Origin of the sequence: Methanohalophilus mahii DSM 5219 (genome assembly GCF_000025865.1) — an archaeon.
Taxonomy (GTDB): Archaea; Halobacteriota; Methanosarcinia; order Methanosarcinales; family Methanosarcinaceae; genus Methanohalophilus; species Methanohalophilus mahii.
Map to the genome: position 1 here is coordinate 1,775,701 of NC_014002.1, position 23,756 is coordinate 1,799,456.

At 44.6% G+C, this 23,756-nt stretch carries 23 protein-coding genes; 16 read left to right on the forward strand and 7 right to left on the reverse strand.

Annotated features, from left to right (window positions below; genetic code table 11):
* Both MMAH_RS09010 and MMAH_RS09015 read right to left on the reverse strand, forming a co-directional pair.
* Entirely contained in the window at positions 1-759 is a 759-nt protein-coding gene (locus tag MMAH_RS09010) for a DUF128 domain-containing protein (RefSeq protein WP_013038242.1), read from the reverse strand.
* A gap of 52 nt (positions 760-811) precedes the next feature.
* Positions 812-1,543, reverse strand: coding sequence for a glucose-6-phosphate isomerase family protein (locus MMAH_RS09015; RefSeq protein WP_013038243.1), 732 nt, complete (start codon positions 1,541-1,543; stop codon positions 812-814).
* 131 nt (positions 1,544-1,674) lie between these two features.
* Between MMAH_RS09015 and MMAH_RS09020 the strand changes: the two genes are divergently transcribed.
* The 14 genes from MMAH_RS09020 (at position 1,675) to MMAH_RS09085 (ending at position 18,579) form a co-directional block, all read left to right on the forward strand.
* Positions 1,675-3,030 carry a metallophosphoesterase family protein gene (locus MMAH_RS09020; protein ID WP_013038244.1) on the forward strand — a complete coding sequence of 452 codons (1,356 nt, stop codon included), beginning with the start codon at positions 1,675-1,677 and terminating at the stop codon, positions 3,028-3,030.
* A complete protein-coding gene (locus MMAH_RS09025) occupies positions 3,027-5,696 on the forward strand; it encodes an AAA family ATPase (RefSeq protein WP_013038245.1) in 2,670 nt (889 codons plus the stop codon). The genes MMAH_RS09020 and MMAH_RS09025 overlap by 4 nt, the downstream gene beginning before the upstream one ends.
* Positions 5,697-5,785: 89 nt before the next feature.
* Positions 5,786-6,493: a DUF7518 family protein gene (locus tag MMAH_RS09030; RefSeq protein ID WP_013038246.1), complete on the forward strand. Its 708-nt coding sequence runs from the start codon at positions 5,786-5,788 to the stop codon at positions 6,491-6,493.
* A 24-nt stretch (positions 6,494-6,517) separates the two neighbouring features.
* Positions 6,518-10,039: a chromosome segregation protein SMC gene (smc, locus tag MMAH_RS09035; protein WP_013038247.1), complete on the forward strand. Its 3,522-nt coding sequence runs from the start codon at positions 6,518-6,520 to the stop codon at positions 10,037-10,039.
* Positions 10,036-10,854, forward strand: coding sequence for a segregation and condensation protein A (locus MMAH_RS09040; RefSeq protein WP_013038248.1), 819 nt, complete (start codon positions 10,036-10,038; stop codon positions 10,852-10,854). The genes smc and MMAH_RS09040 overlap by 4 nt, the downstream gene beginning before the upstream one ends.
* Positions 10,855-10,871: 17 nt before the next feature.
* Positions 10,872-11,987 carry an SMC-Scp complex subunit ScpB gene (scpB, locus tag MMAH_RS09045; protein WP_013038249.1) on the forward strand — a complete coding sequence of 372 codons (1,116 nt, stop codon included), beginning with the start codon at positions 10,872-10,874 and terminating at the stop codon, positions 11,985-11,987.
* 80 nt (positions 11,988-12,067) lie between these two features.
* Entirely contained in the window at positions 12,068-12,619 is a 552-nt protein-coding gene (locus MMAH_RS09050) for a TATA-box-binding protein (RefSeq protein WP_013038250.1), read from the forward strand.
* Positions 12,620-12,629: 10 nt separating this feature from the next.
* Complete coding sequence (gene aglJ, locus MMAH_RS09055; protein ID WP_013038251.1) at positions 12,630-13,547, forward strand: S-layer glycoprotein N-glycosyltransferase AglJ; 918 nt, start codon at positions 12,630-12,632, stop codon at positions 13,545-13,547.
* Positions 13,548-13,800: 253 nt separating this feature from the next.
* Positions 13,801-15,084 carry a phosphomethylpyrimidine synthase ThiC gene (gene thiC / locus MMAH_RS09060; RefSeq protein ID WP_013038252.1) on the forward strand — a complete coding sequence of 428 codons (1,284 nt, stop codon included), beginning with the start codon at positions 13,801-13,803 and terminating at the stop codon, positions 15,082-15,084.
* 354 nt (positions 15,085-15,438) lie between these two features.
* Entirely contained in the window at positions 15,439-15,864 is a 426-nt protein-coding gene (locus tag MMAH_RS09065; protein WP_013038253.1) for a peptidylprolyl isomerase, read from the forward strand.
* A gap of 258 nt (positions 15,865-16,122) precedes the next feature.
* Positions 16,123-16,887, forward strand: coding sequence for a DUF166 domain-containing protein (locus tag MMAH_RS09070; RefSeq protein WP_013038255.1), 765 nt, complete (start codon positions 16,123-16,125; stop codon positions 16,885-16,887).
* Positions 16,877-17,209: a CGGC domain-containing protein gene (locus MMAH_RS09075; RefSeq protein ID WP_013038256.1), complete on the forward strand. Its 333-nt coding sequence runs from the start codon at positions 16,877-16,879 to the stop codon at positions 17,207-17,209. Before MMAH_RS09070 ends, MMAH_RS09075 begins: the two co-directional genes overlap by 11 nt.
* A gap of 13 nt (positions 17,210-17,222) precedes the next feature.
* Complete coding sequence (locus tag MMAH_RS09080) at positions 17,223-17,606, forward strand: ATP-binding protein (protein ID WP_013038257.1); 384 nt, start codon at positions 17,223-17,225, stop codon at positions 17,604-17,606.
* 10 nt (positions 17,607-17,616) lie between these two features.
* The gene (locus tag MMAH_RS09085) at positions 17,617-18,579 is read left to right on the forward strand and encodes a formylmethanofuran dehydrogenase subunit C (RefSeq protein WP_013038258.1); all 963 of its coding nucleotides are present in this window, start codon (positions 17,617-17,619) and stop codon (positions 18,577-18,579) included.
* A 135-nt stretch (positions 18,580-18,714) separates the two neighbouring features.
* Here MMAH_RS09085 and MMAH_RS09090 read toward each other — a convergent pair whose 3' ends face one another.
* From MMAH_RS09090 to MMAH_RS09110, 5 genes are read right to left on the reverse strand one after another with little or no spacing between them, the layout of a single operon-like run.
* Entirely contained in the window at positions 18,715-19,005 is a 291-nt protein-coding gene (locus tag MMAH_RS09090) for a FeoC-like transcriptional regulator (RefSeq protein WP_013038259.1), read from the reverse strand.
* A gap of 1 nt (position 19,006) precedes the next feature.
* The gene (locus tag MMAH_RS09095; protein WP_013038260.1) at positions 19,007-19,459 is read right to left on the reverse strand and encodes a hypothetical protein; all 453 of its coding nucleotides are present in this window, start codon (positions 19,457-19,459) and stop codon (positions 19,007-19,009) included.
* 13 nt (positions 19,460-19,472) lie between these two features.
* The gene (feoB, locus tag MMAH_RS09100; protein WP_048902190.1) at positions 19,473-21,479 is read right to left on the reverse strand and encodes a ferrous iron transport protein B; all 2,007 of its coding nucleotides are present in this window, start codon (positions 21,477-21,479) and stop codon (positions 19,473-19,475) included.
* A complete protein-coding gene (locus MMAH_RS09105; RefSeq protein WP_013038262.1) occupies positions 21,454-21,708 on the reverse strand; it encodes a FeoA family protein in 255 nt (84 codons plus the stop codon). The genes feoB and MMAH_RS09105 overlap by 26 nt, the downstream gene beginning before the upstream one ends.
* Positions 21,705-21,950, reverse strand: coding sequence for a FeoA family protein (locus MMAH_RS09110; protein WP_013038263.1), 246 nt, complete (start codon positions 21,948-21,950; stop codon positions 21,705-21,707). The genes MMAH_RS09105 and MMAH_RS09110 overlap by 4 nt, the downstream gene beginning before the upstream one ends.
* 140 nt (positions 21,951-22,090) lie before the next feature.
* Here MMAH_RS09110 and MMAH_RS09115 point away from each other — a divergent pair, with 140 nt between their 5' ends.
* Both MMAH_RS09115 and MMAH_RS09120 read left to right on the forward strand, forming a co-directional pair.
* Positions 22,091-22,504 carry an HIT family protein gene (locus MMAH_RS09115; protein ID WP_013038264.1) on the forward strand — a complete coding sequence of 138 codons (414 nt, stop codon included), beginning with the start codon at positions 22,091-22,093 and terminating at the stop codon, positions 22,502-22,504.
* 44 nt (positions 22,505-22,548) lie between these two features.
* Entirely contained in the window at positions 22,549-23,712 is a 1,164-nt protein-coding gene (locus tag MMAH_RS09120) for a S1C family serine protease (protein ID WP_013038265.1), read from the forward strand.
* Positions 23,713-23,756 lie beyond the last annotated feature (44 nt).

Consider the following 23,756-nt stretch of genomic DNA (forward strand, 5'->3'; position numbering starts at 1 on the left):
TTAGAAATAGTCCTCGATTTTGTTCATGGAATTGATATCCATCAGTGTAGACATTGCATTGGTACGGATATTGATTCCCTGTTCTTTCATAATAGCCATCGGATTGGTGCCCCCGATAACCACCACCCCAAGATGGTCACGTTCCACAGGAACATCAAGTACACGGCTGTTGGGATCTCCGACCTCCAGAATACCATTAATACCAATATCCATCATTCCCGAAAGGACACTGTTGATCTCATCCCTTTTTGCAAGATGGACTTCCCTTAAGTTTGCAAGAATCTTACCAGAACCGGTCTGAAGCATCCGGGTTACAGAGGTAATGTCCTGCGACATGAGGACTTCAAGAGGATCTATTGTGGTGCTGGCATAGGTCAGGACATCAGTGAATCTGACGGGCAAACCGTTGCGGATCTGCACAACTCCCCCAAATTTGGGATTTGTCATAATTCCCGATTTTAGCAAGACCCCGTCTATGGTCATGCTGCACATTGTAGCAATACCTACCTTACCCTCAGGAATGGTTAGATCACCTATAACGTCTCCGCTTTCCAGGATCTTTAAGAAAGGACTTACTGAAAGGCCACTGTTGAAAGTAAGCTTCAAAAACTCCAGTACATCGACAAAATCATCCGCATCAGCAATGGAGAGGTTGACAATTATATCTCCCTGCATACTTTTTAAGTCCAGTGTGGTCCTGAACATAAGGTCTTCGATCTTTGAAGACGTGAACTGCACAACACCATGTTTATCCTGCATTGATACACCTTTAAATCGTTTTTATGAAAAATGTGCACAATAACTTATATGTTTACTCATTGAGAATGTGACTGAAAATATCAGTATACTTTTCAGGAGCTGTCAAGAATTCCAGCCTGGAAAGGTCTTCAACCAATCCGTACATGTCTTCTCCCCTGAAAAGGCCAAATTCAGGCACATCCATGGGTTTAATGTGACGTATTTCGGGCACCTTAGAATATGCGGAATTCTGTATAAAACCATCTTCAAGTAAATAATAGGCACCGCCTTTTTTATCTCTTACAGGCTCATACACCGATGAAAAATTACGACATACCCAGTTGGCCATTTTGAGGGTTGAATCCGATGCATTGATCGTAATATGACCGTATCCGGGAGGTACAACCACCACATCCATTGCGTTAGCTTTTACAACCACAACATCTTCGACCATGCCATCATTAACTTTCTGGAGAAGATAGGTAGCACTGCCTTCATGTACCTGATAAACCTCTGCATAGGAAAGATTGCTGCCCGGCACCTGCGGATGATAATGACCGGCTGTTTTTACATATTCCACTCCCAACATTGCCGGAGGTATTATTGTGATATCATACCGCAGATTATATGATTTTATTTTTTCAAGATCCTGGGAATCCTGGGACAGGTCCCTGTACATATAATAGAGCTCTTCATTTTCCCTGCCCTCGAGCCATTTTTTGTCATAAATAACTTCAGCCATATCATAAAGCATACGTACATCTGGTACCCTTTCAATCCCACCGAACATAATTTCATTTGACATGATAATACTCCTTCAAGACTTATTCCCCATTTTCAGCTGTCAGCGGCAATATTAATAAACAAAAGAATTTAAAACTTTCCTCCAGTGCCTTTTTAAATATAGGCTGACATTATGTTGAACGGGATGCTGAAATGGATAGAGAAATCAGGTTAATACATACTGCTGATACACATATTGGTTACCGGCAATATCACAGCGATGTACGCCGCCGGGATTTTCTGGAAGCCTTTGAAAAGGTCATTGATGATGCCATTGACATGAAGGTCGATGCTGTAATTCATGCCGGGGACCTGTTCGATTCCCGCAATCCCACCCTGGAAGACATTCTCGAAACAATTCAGATAATGTCTAAATTAAAAATGGCCGAAATTCCCCTGCTGGGAATAGTGGGTAACCATGAAAGCAAACAGCAAACCCAGTGGCTCGATCTGCTGGAAAACATGCGCCTGGTAAGACGTCTGGGAAACAGTCCTTATATGGCAGGCAAGGTTGCGATTTATGGTATAGACAGTATACCCCGACCGAAGATACAATCTTTTGACTACTCCGTTTTTGAAACCGCTGAAGAAGCTACACATAATATCCTTGTAATGCATCAGCTAATGAAACCGTTTCCTTTCGGGGAATGGGATGTGGCTGAAGTAATCCATTCATTCCCCTGTGCACTGGATGCAATATTGCTCGGGGACTACCACAAGTATGAAAAAACAATGGTGGAAGATACATGGGTTACCTACTGTGGAAGCACGGAAAGAAACAGTGCTGCAGAAAAAGAACCCAGAGGATACAATATAATCACTGTTTCTCAAAAGGGTATTGATATAGGCAGGCGACAGATAAATACGAGAGAATTTTTGCACATCGCCGTGGACATAAAGGATGAGAATGATGCATACCGCGACATTTTCAATACTATCCGCGAATATGATGTGAAAGAGAAAGTTGTTTTTATTGAACTAAAAGGTAATTCACAGGCGGATATTGCATACAGTGAGATAGAAGAGTTTCTTGATAAGCAGGGAGTACTGGTCAGTCGCATATCCGATTTGCGAAGCAATGCTACTGATGAGAATGAAAACCAGCCCGAAATTATATTCTCAGATCCCGACATTGCTGCCCGGGAAGAAATCAAGAAAATGGACCTTACAGATGCAGGCCTGTTGATTGATGAGATTATAAGGGACCTGTCCGTACCTAAAACCACCATTGACCACAAGACAGAGGCTTCTATAGCAACAATGATAGAAGAAATGGATTTCAGCCAGGAGATCCCCTTAAACATTCACCGGCAAAAACAAGTTGAAAGTACCAGCAAGGAAGAGCCACCCCGATCGGAAGAGCCTGTTTTCGTTGAAAAGGGAGAGGACAAAAAAACCCAACCTTCAGGGAAGAAGAAAAAGGAACCCGATACAGGGGATAAGGATGTTGAGCAAAAACCACAGAAAGCAAAAGTTCCACGACAATACAATCTGGGGGATTATCTTTGAGATTCAAACGGCTTAAAGTGAAGAACATACGCAGTTACAATGATCTTGAGATTGATTTCAACGATGGGGTAACTGTGGTTTCAGGGGTCAACGGAAGTGGGAAATCCAGTCTTCTTGAAGCCTGTTTTGTGGGACTTTTCGGACACAGGGGCATACCAAAAGATTTCGTACTTGCAGACCTGGTGCGCAAGGGATGTGAAGATGCTGCAATTCATCTCGAATTCGAACACATGGGACAGGAGTATGCTGCAATTCAGGAGTTTCGCAACAATCCTGAAACAGGCAAAGCCTCAACCACCAGATCTTATCTGGAGATAGACGGCGAAGTCGTTGTAAACCAGGCCACACAGACGTATGAGTCCATTCGAAATCTGCTGCGCATGGATGAAGAAGCCTACAAGAACTGTGTATATATCAGGCAGGGAGATATTGACGTTCTCATCAATGCCCGTAAAAAGGACAGGCAGAGGATGATAGATGACCTTTTGCAAATCGGCAGGCTGGAAGAATACCGGGAAAGGGCAAAAAGTGCCAGGACCGGTGTGGGGAGACATATTACTGAAACTCATGCCCGGATTAAGGACCAGCAGGAAGAAATTGAAACAATTGATGCAACCAAACCCGTTGCCAGGAAAAATCAATTGAATACGGATTTAAAACAATTGCAACAGGAAGTTGCGAATCTGGAAACGATGCGAGACAGAACCAGCACTCGTATAGAAAAGGACCGCCAGCATATCGAACAGTATACAAAAACCCAAAAGCAGATCGATGAACTGGACAGGGGGATAAGCGGGCTGGAAACACGAAAAAAAGAAGCTCTCACTTCACTGGAAAGCAAAAGGAAGGAGGCAGACAGGCTCCAAAAATCCATTCTGGAAATTGAAAACAAAATTCAGGAGTTATATGATTATTTCGGGCTTGACGAAACCACAGATGTGGATAATTTCACAGCCCTTACAGAAAAGGAAGAGCGGGATGCCTATGAAAAAATCAGTCGAGTAAAAACAAAACAGGGACTGAAACTGCAGGAAAAGGAAAATTCACAAAAAGTCCTGACAGAAACAAAACAAAATCTCAGGGCACTGGAAGAGGCGATTGAAAAAAGGTCCACCCAGGAAAAGAATAGGCTAAAGGAAATAGAGGAAATCAATAAAGAGTATTCGGTGCTGGAAGGCGAGATTGGGAAACTCCTTGAAAGGGCCCAATCAATGGGTTTTGACCAGAAGAAACTGGACAATCTGGAGGAATTGGAAGACCTGCTTTTGAACAAGCAGCGTCATCTCCATGGAAAAGAACAAGAAGTCAGAACCCGGATTGACCAGATCTCAAAAACACTCACAGAACATAGAAACCTGCTGGAAAAAGGAGCATGTCCCACATGTGGACAGGACCTGCAGGGCTCGACCATTGCCAATGATACAAAGGAGGAAGAAGTACAGAAAAAGGAACTTAAAGAGCAACTGGAGAAACTCATCCAGGACACTCAAAGGGCCGAAGAGAAAATTGCCACCCTAAAAGAGGCAGACAAAATAAAAAAACAGGTCGATGAAAAAAGACAGAAGCAACTGCTTATAAAACAAAAACAGGAAAACATGTCCTCCTACAATGAGGAGTTGAAGAAACAAAACCAGGAGGATGAAAAGAAAAAACAGGAACTTACAGAAAAGATAGAGGAACTGGAAAAACACATTAAAGGAGCCGAAGATGAAATAAAAGAAATACAGCAAACTGTAAACACTGCCACCGAGCATCATGCAAAAATGAAGGACAAACTTGAAAATGCAAAATACCTGATAAAAATAAGGCATGATCATACACAGATGCAGAGCGATCAGCAGCACCTGAAAGCAGGTATTGCGGACATCCAGGAAAATATGCGCTTCATTGATGAACAGATAGCAGAGAAAAAAAAGAATAAAAAGCAACTTGAAAAAGAACTTGGCAAGGAAAATATTGAGGAACTGGAAAAGAAATTACACGATTTCCGACAAGCTTACGAAAAAATTATAGGGGATATTGAGGAAAAGAACAATCAAAAAACGAGTCTTCTAAAGGAAATAGGGCAAATCGAAACCAACCTCAAAAGGAAAAAAGCGTTACAGGAAAAACTAAAAACGTTCAATAACCGGGAAAAGTACCTAAAAGCTGTAAAAAGTGATGTAGAAAGCCTGGAAGATATGTATATGAGATTGCGTGCAGACCTGCGTACACGTAATATTGATGCACTGGACAGGCTGCTCAATGAAATCTTTTCCTTTATGTACACCAACAATGCCTACTCACATATCCAGCTGGATACTGATTATGAGCTTACCATCTATGAGAAGGATGGGACTCCCCTTGAACCCAAATTGTTGAGCGGAGGAGAGCGGGCAATCTTTAACCTCGTTTTAAGATGTGCTATTTACAGGTTGCTTTCAGAAGGACTGGCCGGAGGGGAATACCGTAATGAAATGCCCCCTCTGATTATGGATGAACCCACCGTATTCCTGGACAGGGGGCATGTGCACCAGCTTTTAAAGTTAATAGACCTTATGAGGGACATGGGAGTCGGCCAGATACTGATAGTATCCCACGATGAAACCCTTATAGATTCTGCGGATAATGTATTTGAAGTCCAGAAAGACCCCACGACAAATATATCTTCCATTATCGCACAGTGAAATCATATAAGAATAATTTAAATAGAATATTTATAAGAATAAATAAATCATATTCATATTGAGGGAATGAACGTTTTGCGAGGAATTGGATGGAATCCGGGCAGAGAGATTTAATAATTGAGCGTCTTGAAAAGCAGATCAGGAACAAAGAAGAGGAAATATCCGATATCAAAACAAATCTCAAGAGTTCTATCATAACGGAACTGCGAGAAGAATTGAGAAATGATATGGATATAAATAAGAGGCTGCTTGAACTTGAGCAACAGGTGAAAGAAATTTCTACAAATATAAATGGAATCCTTGAGGAACTCCTGGACCAGAAATCACGTATCCGTGAAATGGAACAGGAGAACAAACCTCAAGTCGTGGAAAAGGGGGCTGACGCATGGAGCAAATATGAAGAAGAAACAGCCAGCCCGGATACGTATGCAGAGGAAAGGGAGCCTGTAGCCCAGCATGCAGAAACCAGCAACAATACCCCTGAAAAATCCCGGCCTTCTCCCGAGCAAAAAAGAAAACCGCGTATGCACTTCCAGGTAAGGGATGTAGACAAGATGATACCCTCTGAGAAAAACCAGGAAAATGAGGTTTCTGAAGAGGAAAAAGATGAGTACATAGTTGCTGAAAGTGAGAATCGCAAAGTGGAAAAGACCATCAAGCCAGAACCCCAGAACGAAAACTGTGAATACATAATTGCTGGTGACAAGGGACCTCTGGAAAACAAAAAAGAGTGCGAATACGAAACTGTCGAAAACAAGGACGAGGACTCTGAAATAATCGTCAGGAAGAAGAAATAATTCTAAAGTCCAAAGAGGATTGGCGTGTATATTAAAAAGATAGAATTTATGAATTTCAAATCATTCGGGAAAAAAGTAAAAATCCCTTTTTTTGATGATTTCACAACTATTTCAGGCCCCAACGGGAGTGGAAAATCCAATATAATCGATGGTATTCTTTTTGTACTGGGATTGTCCAGCTCCCGGACCCTGAGGGCGGAAAAACTTACCGACCTCATATATAACGGGGAAAAAAGCAAAAACCCGGACAATGCCCAGGTTACCATCTATTTTGATAACAAGGACAGGGAACTTCCTGTTGATAATGATGAAGTCGTGATCAGCCGGAAGGTGCGTAGCACAGACAATGGTTACTACAGCTATTTTTACTTCAATGGCAAATCGGTAAGTCTTGGTGATGTACACAATTATCTTGCAAAGGCGAGGGTCACACCCGAAGGATACAATGTCGTAATGCAGGGGGATGTCACACGAATCATCACAATGACCGCCGGGGAGCGCCGCAAGATCATAGATGAGATTGCCGGGGTAGCAGAGTTTGACAATAAGAAGGAGAGAGCCCTCAATGAACTGGAAGTTGTAAGGGAGCGTATCGAACGGGCAGATATCCTGATAGATGAAGTGGATAAGCAAAAAGAAAAACTCCAGGGAGAGCGCGACCAGGCTGTCAAGTATCAGTCCCTCAAGGAAGAGAAGATGAAGTTTGAGGGTTTCGTGCTGCTCTCCAAACTTAAGGATGCCAAAACCGAACTTGAAGGAGTCGGGCAGGAATACGACACCCAGCAGGAAAAATTGGAAAAAATCTCCTCTGAACTTAAACAGAAAAAAGAGGTCCTTGAACAAAGGGAAGAAGAATTACGCTTACTTAACCAGCGCATCCAGAAGATGGGTGAAGATGAGCAGATCGAGGTCAAAAGGCGAATTGAAGAGATCCGCGGAGAAATATCAGGATGCAGTGACCGTATCGATTATGCAGGCCAGGAAATCGATGAGATCGATGCCGCAAGACGGAGGTTTTTCCTGGAAATCGATGAATCAAAGGGCAAGGTAGACGATATTGAAGAAAAGGTAGGAGAACACAATTTCCAGAAGGAAACCCTGCAATCGGAAATTTCTGAAAAACGTACCCAGAGAATGTTACTGCAGAGCAGGATTGCCGATGTGGACGAAAAGTTTGCCCGTACAAGGGACGAACTTTCTGCAAATAAGGACGAACTGGAACAACTGAAAACCCAGAAAAATGAGCTCATGCGTAACGAGGACAGGCTGCTGGATTCCCTGCGTCGCAAATCCGCAGACGTAGCAGAAATCGAAGATGAGATCAGGCAGGCAAAGGAAAAGGCCAAGTCCTCTGAAAGTGATACCAAATCCGTCCAGTATGATATTGACAAACTCAACGAAAAAATAGAAGGCCTGACAAAAGACCTGGATGATCTGGAAAGCAATCGCCACCAGATAAAAAAAGTTGTCAGCGATCTGGAAAATGACATACGCCGCAAGCAGCAGGATTATGCAATGCTTGAAGCCCGTGTGAGGGCGGCAGAGGATACCAGCAGGTATTCCCGGGCAGTAGATGCAGTAATCAAGGAAAAGGACAAACATGGCCTGCCCGGTATTTATGGCACCATAGCAGAGCTGGGAAAAGTCAACCAGAAATATTCAACCGCGCTGGGAATCGCTGCAGGAGGACGAATGCAGGCTGTTGTGGTGGATACGGACGAAGACGCTTCCCGGGCGATTGCTTACCTGAAACGCCAGAGATCGGGCAGGGCAACCTTCCTCCCACTGAATAAGATGGAAGCACGCAGGCCCTACAAAAACCTCTCCGACAGGGAAGGTGTAATCGGGTATGCCATCGATCTTATCGATTTTGATCCGAAATTCGAAGCAGCCTTCTGGTATGTATTCCGGGACACCCTTGTTGTCGATACCCTTGAAAACGCCCGAAAACTGATGGGCGGGCTGCGCATGGTGACCCTGGAAGGCGAGATCGTTGAAAAAAGCGGGGCAATGAGCGGTGGCTCACAGCGCAAGTCCGGCCTGTCATTTGCAGCCTCTGAAAAAGATAAACTTGTCAGGATATCCGAGGAACTTACCAAACTGGAATCACGCAGAAGCAATGCGATCAACAAACTGGATACTACCGAAGGACATATTTCAAGCACCAACAAGGAGATCCAGCAGTATGAGAACGAGGTCTCGCGCAAACAGATGCAATTCGAGGAGATCGGCAATCGCGGAGAAACACTTGAAAAGCTGCTCAATAGCAAGGACGAGGAACTCAAGCAGATCGAGGAAGAACGCCAGCAGATGCGAACTGAGATGAACGAGACCGTTGAGAAGAAGGAGCATCTGGAAGAAAGAGAACAATCCCTGCAACAAAACATACTGCAGATCGAAGAAAAACTCGCCGATTCAGAAATTCCCGAGCTCAATAAGCAGGCAGAAGACCTGGATGAGGAACTGCGCCGCCTGGACGGAAGGATAAGGGATATTGACGGACAGATCAACGCTCTTGAACTAGATAAAAAATATGCGACCGAGAAAATGGAACAAAATCGGGAACAAATAGCCCAGATGGATGAGAAAAAGCGTACACTAAAAGAGCGCATAGAAGAGCTCAAGAATAAGATCACGTCCCTTGAAAGTGAACTGGAAGAAAAGAAACAACGTGAAGAAGAACTCACAGGTGAACTGCGCCAGCTTCAGGGAGAAAGAGAGAATAAGGAAACAGCCTACTCAACCCAGCGTGATGAAGTTGATAGGGTCAAGAGCCGCTATGAGAAGGCAGAGAACCAGAAAATGGCACTTGAGGCCACACTGGATGCCGTGAAGGAACAGATTGAACAGCTCCGCGAAGAGGTCACACGTCGTGGCCTTGAAGAGACTGATGAAGTGCCGGGTTATGAAACCGTGCGTACAAGGATAACCTCAATTGAAAAGGCAATGGAAGCCCTGGAACCTGTGAATATGCGGGCAATAGATGAATATGAGGAAGTGGAGCAGAGAATTGTAGATCTCAAAAGCCGCAGGGCAATCCTTTTCAATGAAAGAGAGCAGATTCTGGATCGTATCGACCAGTATGATAACCTTAAAAAAGAGACATTCATGGAGACCTACAATGGTATCAATGATGCTTTCAAGGAAATCTTCAATGAACTTTCCGATGGTGCAGGGGAACTTGTACTGGACAATGAGGAAGACCCTTTCTCCGGAGGCATGACCCTCAAAGCCCAGCCCCGGGACAAAACCCTGCAACGACTGGAAGCAATGTCCGGAGGAGAAAAGAGTCTCACAGCACTTGCATTTTTATTTGCTATCCAGCAATATCGTCCCGCTCCATTCTATGCTTTTGATGAGATCGATATGTTCCTTGACGGAGTAAATGCTGAAAGGGTTGCCAGGCGTGTTAAAAAGGCAGCAGGCAATGCCCAGTTCATAGTTGTCTCTTTAAGGAAACCGATGATAGAAGCTGCCGAGCGCACAATCGGTGTAACAATGCAGCAGGATAATATCACAAGTATTACGGGGATGAAAATACGGTGAACAGTATATCGGTTAAAAACGATGATATCCCGTTGCTGGAAAATATGGGACAGGGTATTGACCCTGAATTCTTGAAAACGTTGAAGGAACTGGGTGTTGACGAAGACGAGCTGGAATTATCAGATGATGTGCTCTGTGAACCTGTAGAAATCCTCGTAAACCTTGCAAAAAGTGAAAGTATCAATCCCTGGGATATTGACATAGTAGAGATTACGGATAAGTTCCTGGAAAAAATAGAAGAAATGAAGATAATGGATCTGAGGATCTCAGGCAGAACACTGCTTTATGCCTCCATTCTCCTCAGGATGAAATCCACAGGTATCATACAGCAAGAAGATGAAGAAACTGATGAGGAAGAGCCTGATGATGATCTCGAATTTCAGGATGAAGAAGACTATCCCGTACCCAAATTGCCTATTCGCCGCGCTGCCACAAGACCTGTTACCCTGCAGGAACTTATAAATGAATTAAAAAAGGCAGAAAATGTTGAGTCCAGAAGAACCCAGAGACGACAAAAACGCGTCCTCCACATGGAAGAGGAGCCAACCACTGAGGATGTGCTCGGTATTGCTCATGAGGAAGATATAAAGGGGCGTGTTGAAGATCTGGAAGAAATAATTAAAGAGATTCTGCACGGGAAAGAAAAGGTCAGTTTTACTGAAATCGTAGATCCTATACCCTCTCGTTCAGAAAGGGTAATGACATACCTATCCCTCCTTTTCATGGCTTCCCAGAGGAAAATCTGTTTGAGACAGGATGAACTCTTCGGAGAATTATATATATACTCTTATGGGAATAAAGAGCAGCCGGTTTGAAGAGGTTGATTTGAAAAATGTCCGACAGGGAAATCGTTGAAGCTGCACTTTTTGCAGCAGGTAGTGCAGTCGAGATACAGAAACTGCAAAAAATACTTGCCAAAGACAAAAAGCAGGTCACAAAGGTTGTAGAAAGCCTCATTCAGGAATATGAAAAAAGGGAATCGGGACTGGAGATCGTGGACCTGGGTGAAAGATATGTCATGCAGGTCAGAACAAAATATTCTGATACCATACGCCCCTTTGCACCCCGGGAACTGAATTCCCCCATGCTACGCACCCTTTCCATGATAGCCTACCATCAGCCAGTAATACAATCGGATATTGTGGATATGCGCGGCAACAAGGCATATGATCATATCCGGGAATTGCAAAACCGGGGGTTTATCGAAACTACACCTCACGGCAGGACTAAACTACTCTCCACCACCCCTCTTTTTGCAGATTATTTCGGTCTTGAGGATAATAAGCCCGAACTTATACGCAACAAGATGATAGAACTTTCAAAACAACAAAGTGGCAAAGAGGGACTTGACCGCTGGCTTGGACGCAGGTTTGTCGGATTCACCTCCATGTATGAATCCCTGGCACAGATGTGTGGAATCAAAGATTACCGCATGGTAGATGCTTATAATCCCACCGAGGAAGAACTTCAGACCCTTGATACGGTTTACAAAATGGTTATTTCCCGGGGATATAAGGAAGAGGTGGAAAAACATTATTCAGGAGAGATTATCGAAGCCGGATCCACTACATTTGATGATCTTACTGAAGCCGTCAATATACTGAAAAGTGAAGGAGATCCGGTCAGGGTAGAGGAAACCCTGGAGATGCTCGAGGAACTTAAGAGTGAATACCGATCAAGAGCCATGACCATAAGTGTCAGGGTCACTCCGGAAACCGAGATGGTGGCACGCATTGTGAAAGACCTGCATATAGGTGTTTCAAAAGATGGAATACTGATCGCCCCGGATTACGAAACAAACACTGCAGGAGAGGAAATCGGCAGGGATGCGGATATCCTTGTCCCGACCCACCGTAACCTGGAAGGTGACCTCATAGAGAGAGTTAAAAGCAAGTATGATACTGTTATCAGGGGTCTGCGGAAGGCAGAAGAAGGTAAAGCTATTTAAATAGGTATTTAAATTAAGAAACAATAAGAATATATAAACTATCTGGAATTATTTGCTTCAATTTCCAAGGACCTGAGAATATGACAGATTATAACATTAAAATAGAAAATGTGGTAGCTTCCACCAAACTTGCCGAGGAATTCGACCTTACAAAGATCGAAGCTGAATTTGAAGGAGCAGAATATAACAAGCAGAAATTCCCCGGTCTCGTATACCGTGTATCAAACCCAAAAGCGGCATTTCTTGTTTTCACTTCCGGGAAAGTGGTCTGTACAGGTGCCAAAAACGTAGATGATGTACACACTGTAATTGCGGACATGGCCAAAAAACTCAACGGTATTGGCATAGATACCCTCGAAAAACCGGATATCACCGTACAGAACATTGTCGCCTCCGCTGACCTCAAAGCTGTACTCAACCTTAACGCAATCGCAATCGGACTGGGTCTTGAGAATATCGAGTATGAACCTGAGCAATTCCCGGGACTCGTTTACAGGATCGATGAGCCAAAAGTTGTCGTACTGATCTTCAGTTCCGGAAAACTTGTGGTTACCGGCGGCAAATCCCCGGAAAACTGCGAAGAAGGAGTAGAAGTAGTAAGACAACAGCTGGACAATATGGGCCTCCTGTAAAGGGAATAACGTGACAGAAGATTACAGGGAAGATGTTTGCATCCTCATACCCACATTGAATGAGGGTGCCACCATCGGCCAGCTTATTGAAGATTTCAATACCGAAGGTTTCGGGAATATTTTTGTTATTGATGGCAATAGCTCTGATGATACACAGGAAATCGCCAAAAATATGGGTGCAAGAGTTGTTGCCCAGACCGGGAAAGGAAAAGGTCAGGCTGTCCAGGATGCCCTTGCGATGATAGATGACCCCTATGTCATTATGATCGACGGGGACGGAACCTATCTTGCAAAAGACGTTCATGCAATGCTAGAACCACTGGAAACTGGAAGGGCAGACCATGTTATTGGCAACCGGTTTGCAGATTTTGATCCGGCTGCTTTTACAAAACTGAACCTGATCGGTAACAAGATGCTTAACAAATTTTTTAGTGTCATTTACAGGAAAAATCTTGTAGACATCCTGTCTGGCTACAGGGGTTTCACAAACCAGGCAATCCGGGAACTGGAACTTCATGAAACGGGTTTTGAGATAGAATCAGAGATTGCTGTTGACAGTATGAAAAAAGAGCACCTCGTAGAAGTTGTTCCAATCACCTACAGGCCTCGCCCTGATGAAGGAGATACGAAACTCAACCCCCTGACAGATGGTTTTGGGATTGGCAGCACGATCTATAAAATGGCCAAATTTCACAACCCGATGTTCTATTTCGGGATAATCGGTGCCATACTTACTTTTTGTGGAATATTACTGGGAATCTATGTCGTAAGCGAATGGATGATAGGTATTACCCATATACCAATGACCATCCTGACAGCATTGCTAATTATTTCGGGAATCCAGATGTTCATATTCGGAATGCTAAGTGATCTCGTGGTATCCCTCCACAGGGAAACAATGCGTACCCTTCGCCGCCAGCAAAGATGATTTTGCCAAAAGAGAGGACAAAACAACTTCACTTTACTTTTTAGAAGTAAAATTTTGTTACTTATATATGAATCTCTTGTTATGCATGTACACTCAAAAGCATTACCTGTTTGCTGCTAACTAATTATACATGTGCAGTCCAATCAGGACATGTATCAAACTCAAAATCACTTTACATCAACACAACTTGATTTTTTAATAAGGTTTAAATAAAATATGTACCCATTTCCCATCATTAAAACGAGGTTAAAACATGTCAATCGTAACAGATGCCAAGAACGGAATTATTACCGAAGAGATGAAAACGGTTGCAGAATTTGAGGGTGTGGAACCTGAATTTGTGCGCCGCGGAGTTGCAGCCGGCAGAATCGTTATACCTGTTACTCCCTACAGGGACATCAGAGTGTGCGGTATTGGAGAAGGTCTTACCACAAAAGTGAATGCTTCCATTGGAGCATCTTCCGACATTGTCGATGAAGAACTGGAAATCGAGAAGGCAAAGGCAGCACAGGCAGCCGGCGCAGATACTCTTATGGAACTGGGTACAGGAGGAGATTTCCTCGGAATCAGGAAAAAGGTCTGTGACGCAATCGACCTGTCCGTAGGCTCAGTACCACTCTACCAGGCTTTCATCACAGCAGCCAAAAGGGACGGTTCCATCGTCCACATGACAGAAGACGACCTGTGGAATGCAACCGAGGAACAGGCAAAACTGGGTACCAACTTCATGGCAATCCACACCGGTGTCAACAATATCGTACTGGACAGGCTTAAAGCCCATGGCCGCTATGGCGGACTTTGCTCCCGTGGCGGTGCTTTCATGAGCTCCTGGATGCTCCACAACGAAAAGGAAAACCCCCTTTATGCGGATTTCGACTATCTCTGTGAAATCCTCAAAGAACACGAAGTCACCCTTTCAACTGGTAACGGAATGCGTGCGGGTGCTATCCACGATGCAACAGACCGTGCACAGATACAGGAACTTATCATCAACTCAGAATGCGCCCAGAGGGCCCACGATAAATATGACCTCCAGGTTATTGTAGAAGGTCCTGGCCACGTGCCACTGGATGAGGTCGATATGAATGTAAAACTCATGAAATCCATGAGTGACCACAAGCCATTCTACATGCTTGGCCCACTTATCACCGATGTTGCCCCGGGACGTGACCACATCGTCACCGCAATCGGTGCATCCCAGTCCGCAGCAGCCGGCTGTGACTTCTTGTGCTATGTAACCCCTGCAGAACATCTTGCCCTGCCAAACAAGGAAGATGTCATAGAAGGTGTCAAGACATCCAAGATCGCAGCCCACGTAGGTGACATGGTCAAACTCAACAAACGTGACCAGGACCTTGCAATGGCAAGGGCACGCCGCGAACTTGACTGGGAGAAGATGTACAGCCTGGCGCTTGATCCGGAACTTGCACGTGATGTCAGGAATAGCCGTGCACCGGAAGACACAGATGCATGTACCATGTGCGGAAACTTCTGTGCCCTGAAGATCGTAAACCAGAACTACGATCTTGCAAAGTAATATCTCCGGATATTACTTTATCCACTCTCCTTTCCATTTTCTTTTTTAATTCCGGCTATTCTTTCAGACTCATTTTAATCTCTGCCATCTATTTTAATAATATCTTTAAATATAATAGATACTGATGTCGACAAAGGTATTCCGGAAGTGGAGCCAGACTACAAATTCATGATGAACCAGCGATATATCTATGAAAAGAGGCACCCACCTCCATTTCAGTAAAGAACATCAGTGAGTATGTCTGACTGAACATTGAAGATTCAAGTACCCGAAACTATCTTTCAGTTAAACCCAGCGAAATAATTATAAACTGATCATTCAAATCTCAAAACGAAGTTAAAATGGAGTTGCAAAATGAAAAAAGCCATTATCGAGACAGACAAGGGAGATATCGTCCTTGAATTATTCGTAAACGATGCCCCACGTACGGTTGCCAATTTTGAAAAACTTATCAAGCAGGGATTCTATAACGGTCTGGACTTTCACAGGGTTATTCCTGATTTTGTGATACAGGGAGGATGCCCTAAGGGTGATGGAACCGGTGGGCCGGGTTACACGATCAAATGCGAGATAAATCCACGCAAGCATACAAAGGGTGCCCTGTCGATGGCCCACGCCGGCAAGGATACCGGAGGAAGCCAGTTCTTCATAACCCATTCACCCCAATCCCACCTGGACGGTATGCACACGGTTTTTGGGAAGGTCATTGAAGGAATGGATGTTGTATATAAAATCAAACCAGGCGATGTAATGAACCGCCTGCGTGTAGTGGAAGAATAAAAACAATAGGTGGTATGGTGATGGAATGGATCTTATATTCAAGATAGGCAAATCTATCGGGTTTTTCTTTTGCAAAATGAAAAAACTGATTCTGCTGATAATATTGATTCTGATTCTCCTGTACATAATCAAGATTGCCTGGCTTCCTGAATTGGGCGGTATCTGAATGGATACTCCCCTATTTATATAGCAATATTACTAATATACCAGGTATATAAAGTATATCCCGGAGGTCGTACCTTAGCAGATCCGCAACCAATGAGAATAAGTATCCTGTACAGCGGGAAATTCGGGGAAAGGGTACTGGGAAATCTCATAAATTCCGATCAGTTCTGCACATCCTGCGGGGAAGCCTGCGATCACTGCCGACAGGGCCGCAAATCCTATTCCGGCTTCCTTACAGAAATCCATGAACTGCCTGCAGATCTGCCTGAATTTGTGGAGGACCCGGAAGAATACCTGCCTGCTGACCTGAAACCCTGTGACCTGCTCCTTGCAATGGATTTGCATCCGGACCTGTTTACCGCCCTGCCAACAGTTGCGAAAAAAGCACATGCAAAAGGCGTAATTGCACCTGTTGAAAATCCCAAACTTGCCCCGGCGGGTCTTATCCGTCAGGTTGCAGAAAAGCTTCAGAATGAGGAAGTAGAATATGCTTTTCCAAAGCCTTTCTGCAGCCTTGAAAAAACAGGTCAACCTATTATTGACAGATTCGTTGAAATGGGATTTGGGAAACCCAAAATCGACATAATACTTGATAATGGGGAAATTACAACTGCCCGTGTACTAAGAGATGCTCCCTGTGGATGCACATGGTTTGTTGCCCGTAAATTAGTCTATACCGAAGCTGCAGATTTCAAGGAAACGGTTTCCTCTGCCCATCATGCCTATCCCTGTACTGCAAGTATGGATAATGACACTGAAATCGGGGACACCATATTGCATAAAGCAGGATATATTGTCCGCGAAAGTGTGGGCTCTGCACTGGATAAAGCACAAAAGGATAATGCAAATGCCAGATAACAAGAAAATAGCGGTTGTTCGCTGTGCTATTGTTGCAGAAACCTGCCCGGGAATCGGATGTTTCAAAGCATTCAATGAAAAAACAGTCGCTTTTAGTGACTACTATAAAAATACAGAAATGGCAGCTTTTTTCACATGCGGGGGATGCCCGGGAAGGAGGGTTTTCAGGCTTGCACGCTCCCTGAAAAAACACGGAGTTAAAACAGTACATCTCAGTTCCTGTATGCAAATGGAAAACTATCCGGAATGTCCTCATGTCGATTCAATAAAGCAGACCCTGGAAAATGCAGGAATCGAAGTTGTAGAAGGTACACATCATTAAAGGAGGCTTGAAAATGGTAAATCGGATGATAGTCAAAATAGATGAGGAAAAGTGTAATGGTTGTGGCAAATGTGTCAGCCCTTGTGCCGAGGGTGCCATACAGATAATAAATGGTAAGGCTAAGGTCGTATCTGAAGAACTGTGCGATGGCATGGGATTCTGTATCGGAGTCTGTCCACAGGATGCAATATCCATTGAAGAAAGGCAGACCATGGATTTCAATCCACAGGCCGTCAAGGAAATGCAGGAGACAAAAGAGAAAGATACCGAAACCGGTTCAATACACTGCTTTAAGTGTGACAGGGATGAAAACGAGAGATACCTGATGCCCCTGAGACATGGAAAAGAAAGCATCTGGGTCTGTACCCGCTGTCTGCCTGCACTCATACATGGTTAAGGGCGGAAACATGATCACGATCGAACTATCAAATCCACCGGACAACCTCTGTGACTACACTTACAACTTTTGCTGGAATAGTGATTTCAATCCGGATTCTACCGTCCCCCACCAGCAAGGCACTGAATATACCTACAGGGACATAGTCGGTCATCTCAAAAAAGAAGACACTGTACAGATCATTGGCAATGTCGGAAAACGCCTTGCTCAGGGAATGGGAGCCAGCATATCCCACCTTGGAGGCAGCGGGAAGACAGAAAATGCCGGCAATATCATGATAGACGGTAATGTTGCCGCTGAAGCAGGTATGGGAATGATAGCCGGCGCCTTATACATAAAAGGAAATATCGAAAAGCCGCTGGGCAATATCGTGGAAGTGGAATCCGATAGAAAAGGATATCGCAAATTCGTGTCAATAACTGAATTGGTCTGCAGGGGATTGCAGGAAAAACTCCTGCAAAACAAACTTGAAGGAAACGACCTCCTGCTCAATGATAGCATCCTGCGCAACACCCTGGCAGCCCGTTGCGATTGTGAGGCCAGCATTACAGTAGAAGGAGATGCAGGCAACGGGAGCGGACTTCTGATGGAAAAGGGAATGTTGCTAATCAAAGGGAATAGTGGAATGAATACTGCTGCTCATCTTAACGGGGGGACAATAATCGTAAAGGGCAAATGTGAGGAATTTGCCGGTGCCTACATGAAAAAAGGAACACTGCTGGCAGAGGATCCGGGCGGCCACGTTGGTGCGGATATGAAGGGCGGGATCATATATTCAAAGGTAAAAGCCAATATTGATCCACCTGCAAAAAAAGGAAAAATCGGCCGGGAAGATATACGTACAATAAGGAAACTTACAGATGCCAAAAGATTCGATGTTTTGCGTTACAATAAATACGAAGCCGGTGAAGAAGGCAAATATATAACGATCAAGCTGCGTGACGGTTCTCTGGTAAGAAGGCCAGCGGATTGATACTTTTGATGCAGCTGCTCTAAAAAAGAGATGAGTGGTCCGGCCGGGAAATTGTTTGCCAAACGGAGAAATGGCATTGTTGCAAAAGGGAGTGATATCATACCATTAAGCTGCCGGCCGGAACAATCAAGGTAATCAGGTACTGCATACCCTCCGACCTTTATCGGTCAGCTGGTATGTAGTACCATAGGAAATTCCAGAGTTACAGCATCCACAGGATTTACAGGTGCCACAGGAAAGAATTTCGGGGTTACCATTGATATCCCCGATTTTCCTGACATGACCCATTTGTTCCATAATATCAAGCATGCCTTTTATCTGCCGAGTGTTCATATCCATTCCTTCAGAGAGGGCATTGAAGGAGATGCTGCCTCTCTGATCCATTTCTGCCATTTTTTTCAATACATACTTGTATCCCAGAACCATCTTAAAATCCTCCCTGATTTGCGGGGCTAAACCTTTTCTTCCAGAAAGCATATACAAACCCGCTCAAAATACCCAGATACAAGGCAGGCTTGAAACTGTCAATAAATGTCCATTTCTCGTAACCTTCCATGCCAAGTATATAGGCATTGATAAGATCTGCTACCATACTCAGGAGATAAAGGGCGCCGAATACCAGGCAGAGCAGTATTCCCACATAGGTATAGGCAGATCCTTCAAAGGAGTTATTTGAAAACTCAAAGGTTGCGACTAAAAATACCGCACCGATTACCACAAGCACAAGACCACCTGCAAGCTCAGCCGGTAACATGCTGGATGATAAAAAAGAAGAAGGCAAAATTCCCACTCCTTTAAATACCTGAACCAGGCCTGTGACCATATACAGTATTCCCCACAACAAGGAAAAGAACTTCAAACCACTGTAATTTTTTTCCATCAAATACACCTCATTAAAGAATCATTTTTCCGACAAGGACTGTCACCAGTGCCAATATCCAGGCCACTGCTGTTGAATACGCTGCCTGGAAGAACATCCATTTCCATGAACCCGTTTCTTTCTTGATAACCGCAACCGCTCCGATACAGGGGACATAGAGCAGAGTGAACACCATTAGCCCCAGAGCTATTGCAGGAGTGAAACCCGGATCTGCCATGAGGGCTGAGGATAATGCTTCACCTCCCCCGGTACCGTACAGAGTTCCTAGGGAACCTACTACAATTTCCTTTGCGACAAACCCGAAGACAAGTGCAACGGCTATCTTCCAGTCAAATCCAAGTGGGGCTACTAGAGGCTCGAGCAATTTACCCAGCGAACCTATCAGACTGCCAGCACTGCCATATTCCGCTCCTTGCGGGAAATAGGCAAGCAACCAGATCAGAACGACTCCACCGATAATTACTGTCCCGACTTTCCGGAGGTAAAGGTAGCCCTCATTCCACATATGCCGCAGGGAATCCTTCAATAAAGGTTTGGTATATGGAGGAAGTTCCATTATAAAGGGAGAAGGTTGACCCCTGGCGAGAAATGTCCTGAAGAGTTTGGCCGAAACAATAGCCACAAGTATCCCCAGTACGTACAGACCAAAAATTACAGAACCTGCCTGTCTGCCGAAAAATGTTCCTGCAAGCAGGATGTAGACCGGCAACCTTGCGCCACAGGACATGAAAGGCGTAACCAGCATCGTGATTAACCTGTCCTTTTCGTCCTCCAGCGTACGGGTGGCCATAATAGCCGGAACAGAGCAGCCAAAGCCCATGAGCATCGGGATGAAGGATTTACCCTGCAGTCCCATTGTATACATGAGTTTGTCCATAATAAACGCTGCACGCGCCATATAGCCACTGCTTTCAAGCAGGGCGATGGCGAAGAACAGGATGAAAATATTGGGCACAAAGAGCAGAACAGCACCGACACCGGCAATGATACCATCACCCAGAAGGGAAGCAAGCCAGGCGGTTTCAATGTTAGAGGTTACAGCTCCTGCCAGCCACCCGAAGAACATGTCGATCAGTTCCATGAAAGGAGTGGCAAAAGCAAAGGTCAGCTCGAACATGCCCCACATCAGGGTGAGGAATATTGGGATACCCAGATACTTGTTGGTGACGACTTTGTCCACCATATCCGAGGGAGATACATCTTCAGCACAGGTTGTGCAGACCTGGGGAAGCAAGGTACCTATAAACTCATACCTTTTATCTGCCATCTCAACTTCGTATTCTTCATTGTCAAAGTCCGAAAGATAATCATGCACCTTTCCTTTAATGTTGCTTGAAGATAATTTGGAGAGGGCATTCTCATCCCCTTCGAGCAATTTCACAGACAACCAGCGGAGTGGATAGTGTTTCGATAGTTCCTGATCATACCCCAGTATTTCTTCCAAGGCACATATCTTCTCTTCCACACCTTTACCATAACCGATTTCATGGGGTTTTGGAGGTTTGTTTTCTGTTTTGTTCACAATCGAATCCAGAAGCGCTTCGATACCTGTACCTTCATTTGCCACGGTTTTAATCGCAGAAACGCCTAAAAGGCTTTCCAGTCTCTGGATAGCAATATCGTCCCCCCGCATTTCGGCACGGTCCGACATATTCAGGGCAAGAATCAAATTGGTACCCATTTCAAGCAACTGGGAAGTCAGGTACAGATTCCTTTCAAGATTTGTGGAATCCAGGACCTGCATAACAACGTCTGGGTTTTCATCCAGGATGTAATCCCTGGCAACCACCTCATCTGCTGAGTAAGCCGTTAAACTGTAAGTGCCCGGCAGATCCACAATCTCCAGGACATGACCTTTGTGCTTTTTTGTACCTACTTTCTTTTCCACAGTTACACCCGGCCAGTTACCTACCTTCTGGCGCGCTCCGGTAAGGGCATTGAAGATTGTGGTTTTTCCCACATTGGGATTGCCGGCAACTGCTACTTTAATTTTTTCAGCCAAACCGTGACACCTCCTCATAAACAGGCTGAACCATGATTTTGCTAGCCATTCCCTTGCCCAGAGCATAACGTGTACCATTTATCGATACCAGAAAAGACCCCCTGTTACATCCCAGAGGCTGAATAATGGAAGCAGGGGTCAAACCCATCTCTACAAGCCTTCTTTTTAGCCCTTTTCCGGCACACACATCACAAATACGACAGGTTTGTCCGGATGGAAACATTGTAAGAGGCATCCGTGATGTCATTTTATTCCTCCCAACGCCTCAACAACAACCATCTGGGCTTCCTGCTTGCGCAGGGAAAGATTGTAGCCTTTCAATTTGAAATCCACCGGGTCACCCATTGGGGCTTTCTTGGTTACGCTAAGGATAACTCCCGGCACCATCCCCATTTCAAGTAGGCGCCGCCTGGAAGGGCCTTTGCCTTTGACCTGAATTACACGGGCATTCTGGCCCGCATCCAGCAAGTTCAATGTTTTATTGTTCATTTCATAACATCCTAATGTTTGGTCACCCTAACTTACAACCCTGCATGTTTTCCATGGGATATAAATATTTCGTATGCCCTAATATATGGACTCCAGAATTGTTATAAAATAAAAACAACCAGTAAAAGCAGGTGAAAATCATGGAATGTTTATTTTGCAGAATCATAAATGGAAAAATACCTTCACATAAAGTGTATGAAGACGAGCATGCCTATGCTTTTTTGGACATCTACCCCACATCCAGAGGACATACCGTCGTCCTGCCAAAGGAACACATAACAAGTTTCCTGGAAATGGACGAAGAAAGGGCAGCAGAATTATTTGCTTCTGTCAACAGGATAGCCAAGCAGGTGATCAAAGCTACAGAAGCCACCGGTACCAACATCGGGATCAATAACGGGCTTGTTGCCGGACAGACTGTACCACACGTACATGTGCATATAATACCCCGTTATGAAAACGATGGTGGAGGGTCAATGCATACCATTGTGGATTCCAACCCTGACAGGGAGGAACTCGAACATCTCGCAGCCAGTATATATTCCAGATTCTGAAAAACAAAGAGAAAAGGCAATAAACCAGCCCAACAGTATGTCTAATGATGCAATTTTCAACTTCATTGCTTGAGGAGGAAAGGGGCAGTACATTACCCCTGATAGCAATATTGTTCCTCCTGATTGGTTTTGTTCTCGGGATCAGCCTGACAACCGTGCTTTATGACGATGGAAGTCTGGAAATCACACAAATTAATGATCCTGAAAGTGGTGTTACCGGCATAATCAATATCAATGGCACCGCTGGTGAGACCTATGAGGAACTTTACAAACTTGTTTTTGATTCGGTTGTCTCCATAAGGACTGAAGGTGAAATCGACGGAGACCAATTCAGAAGTGGCGGATCGGGGTTTCTTTATGATGCAGAGGGACATATCATAACGAACCAGCATGTCGTGGAAAGTGCTGATTCCGTAGAAGTATATTTCAGCAACGGGGTTGCAATGGATGCTGAGATCACGGGCACTGATGTATATTCTGATATTGCTGTATTAAAGGTCGATGAAGTTCCCTGCGATGAAAACTGCCAGCCCTATCCCCTGCCAATGGCCAACTCATCCAGGATAAATCCTGCCCAGATGGTGATGGCAATCGGTACACCTTTCGGACTTGAGGGAAGTGTAACACATGGAATCGTCAGTGCCACGGGCAGGACAATGCCCACAACGAACGGATTTTCCATCCCCAATGTGATACAGACCGATGCGCCGTTAAACCCAGGGAATTCAGGAGGCCCGCTAATTGATCTTTCGGGTGAGGTGATCGGGGTCAACCGTGCACGTAGCGGGGATAATCTGGGTTTTGCCATTCCTTCAAACAAAGCCCGGATGGTTGCCGATGCCATAATTGAGAAGGGGGAATATGAGCATTCCTGGATAGGTATACAGATGTTACCTGTAAGCCCCAAGGCAGCCGATTTCATGGACCTTAATGATGAGGCGGCCAGAGGAGTAATGGTCGTGGCTGTTGTGGAAGACGGACCTGCCGAGGATGCCGGGCTGAAAAGTGCCGAAGAAGTAAGGATCAATGATAAAATAATATTCATCAACGGGGATATCATTGTAGGAGTAGACGGGGTTGAAGTCTTCAACAGTGACCAGATCATAGCACATATAAGTGAAAAACAGCCCGGGGACAAGATCGAACTTGAGTATTACAGGAACGGGGAAAAACTGACAACACAACTTGAACTTGGTGTGCGCCCTTAATGTATTGTTAAATAATACCTGATGAAACTGGAAAAGAAGAGAGT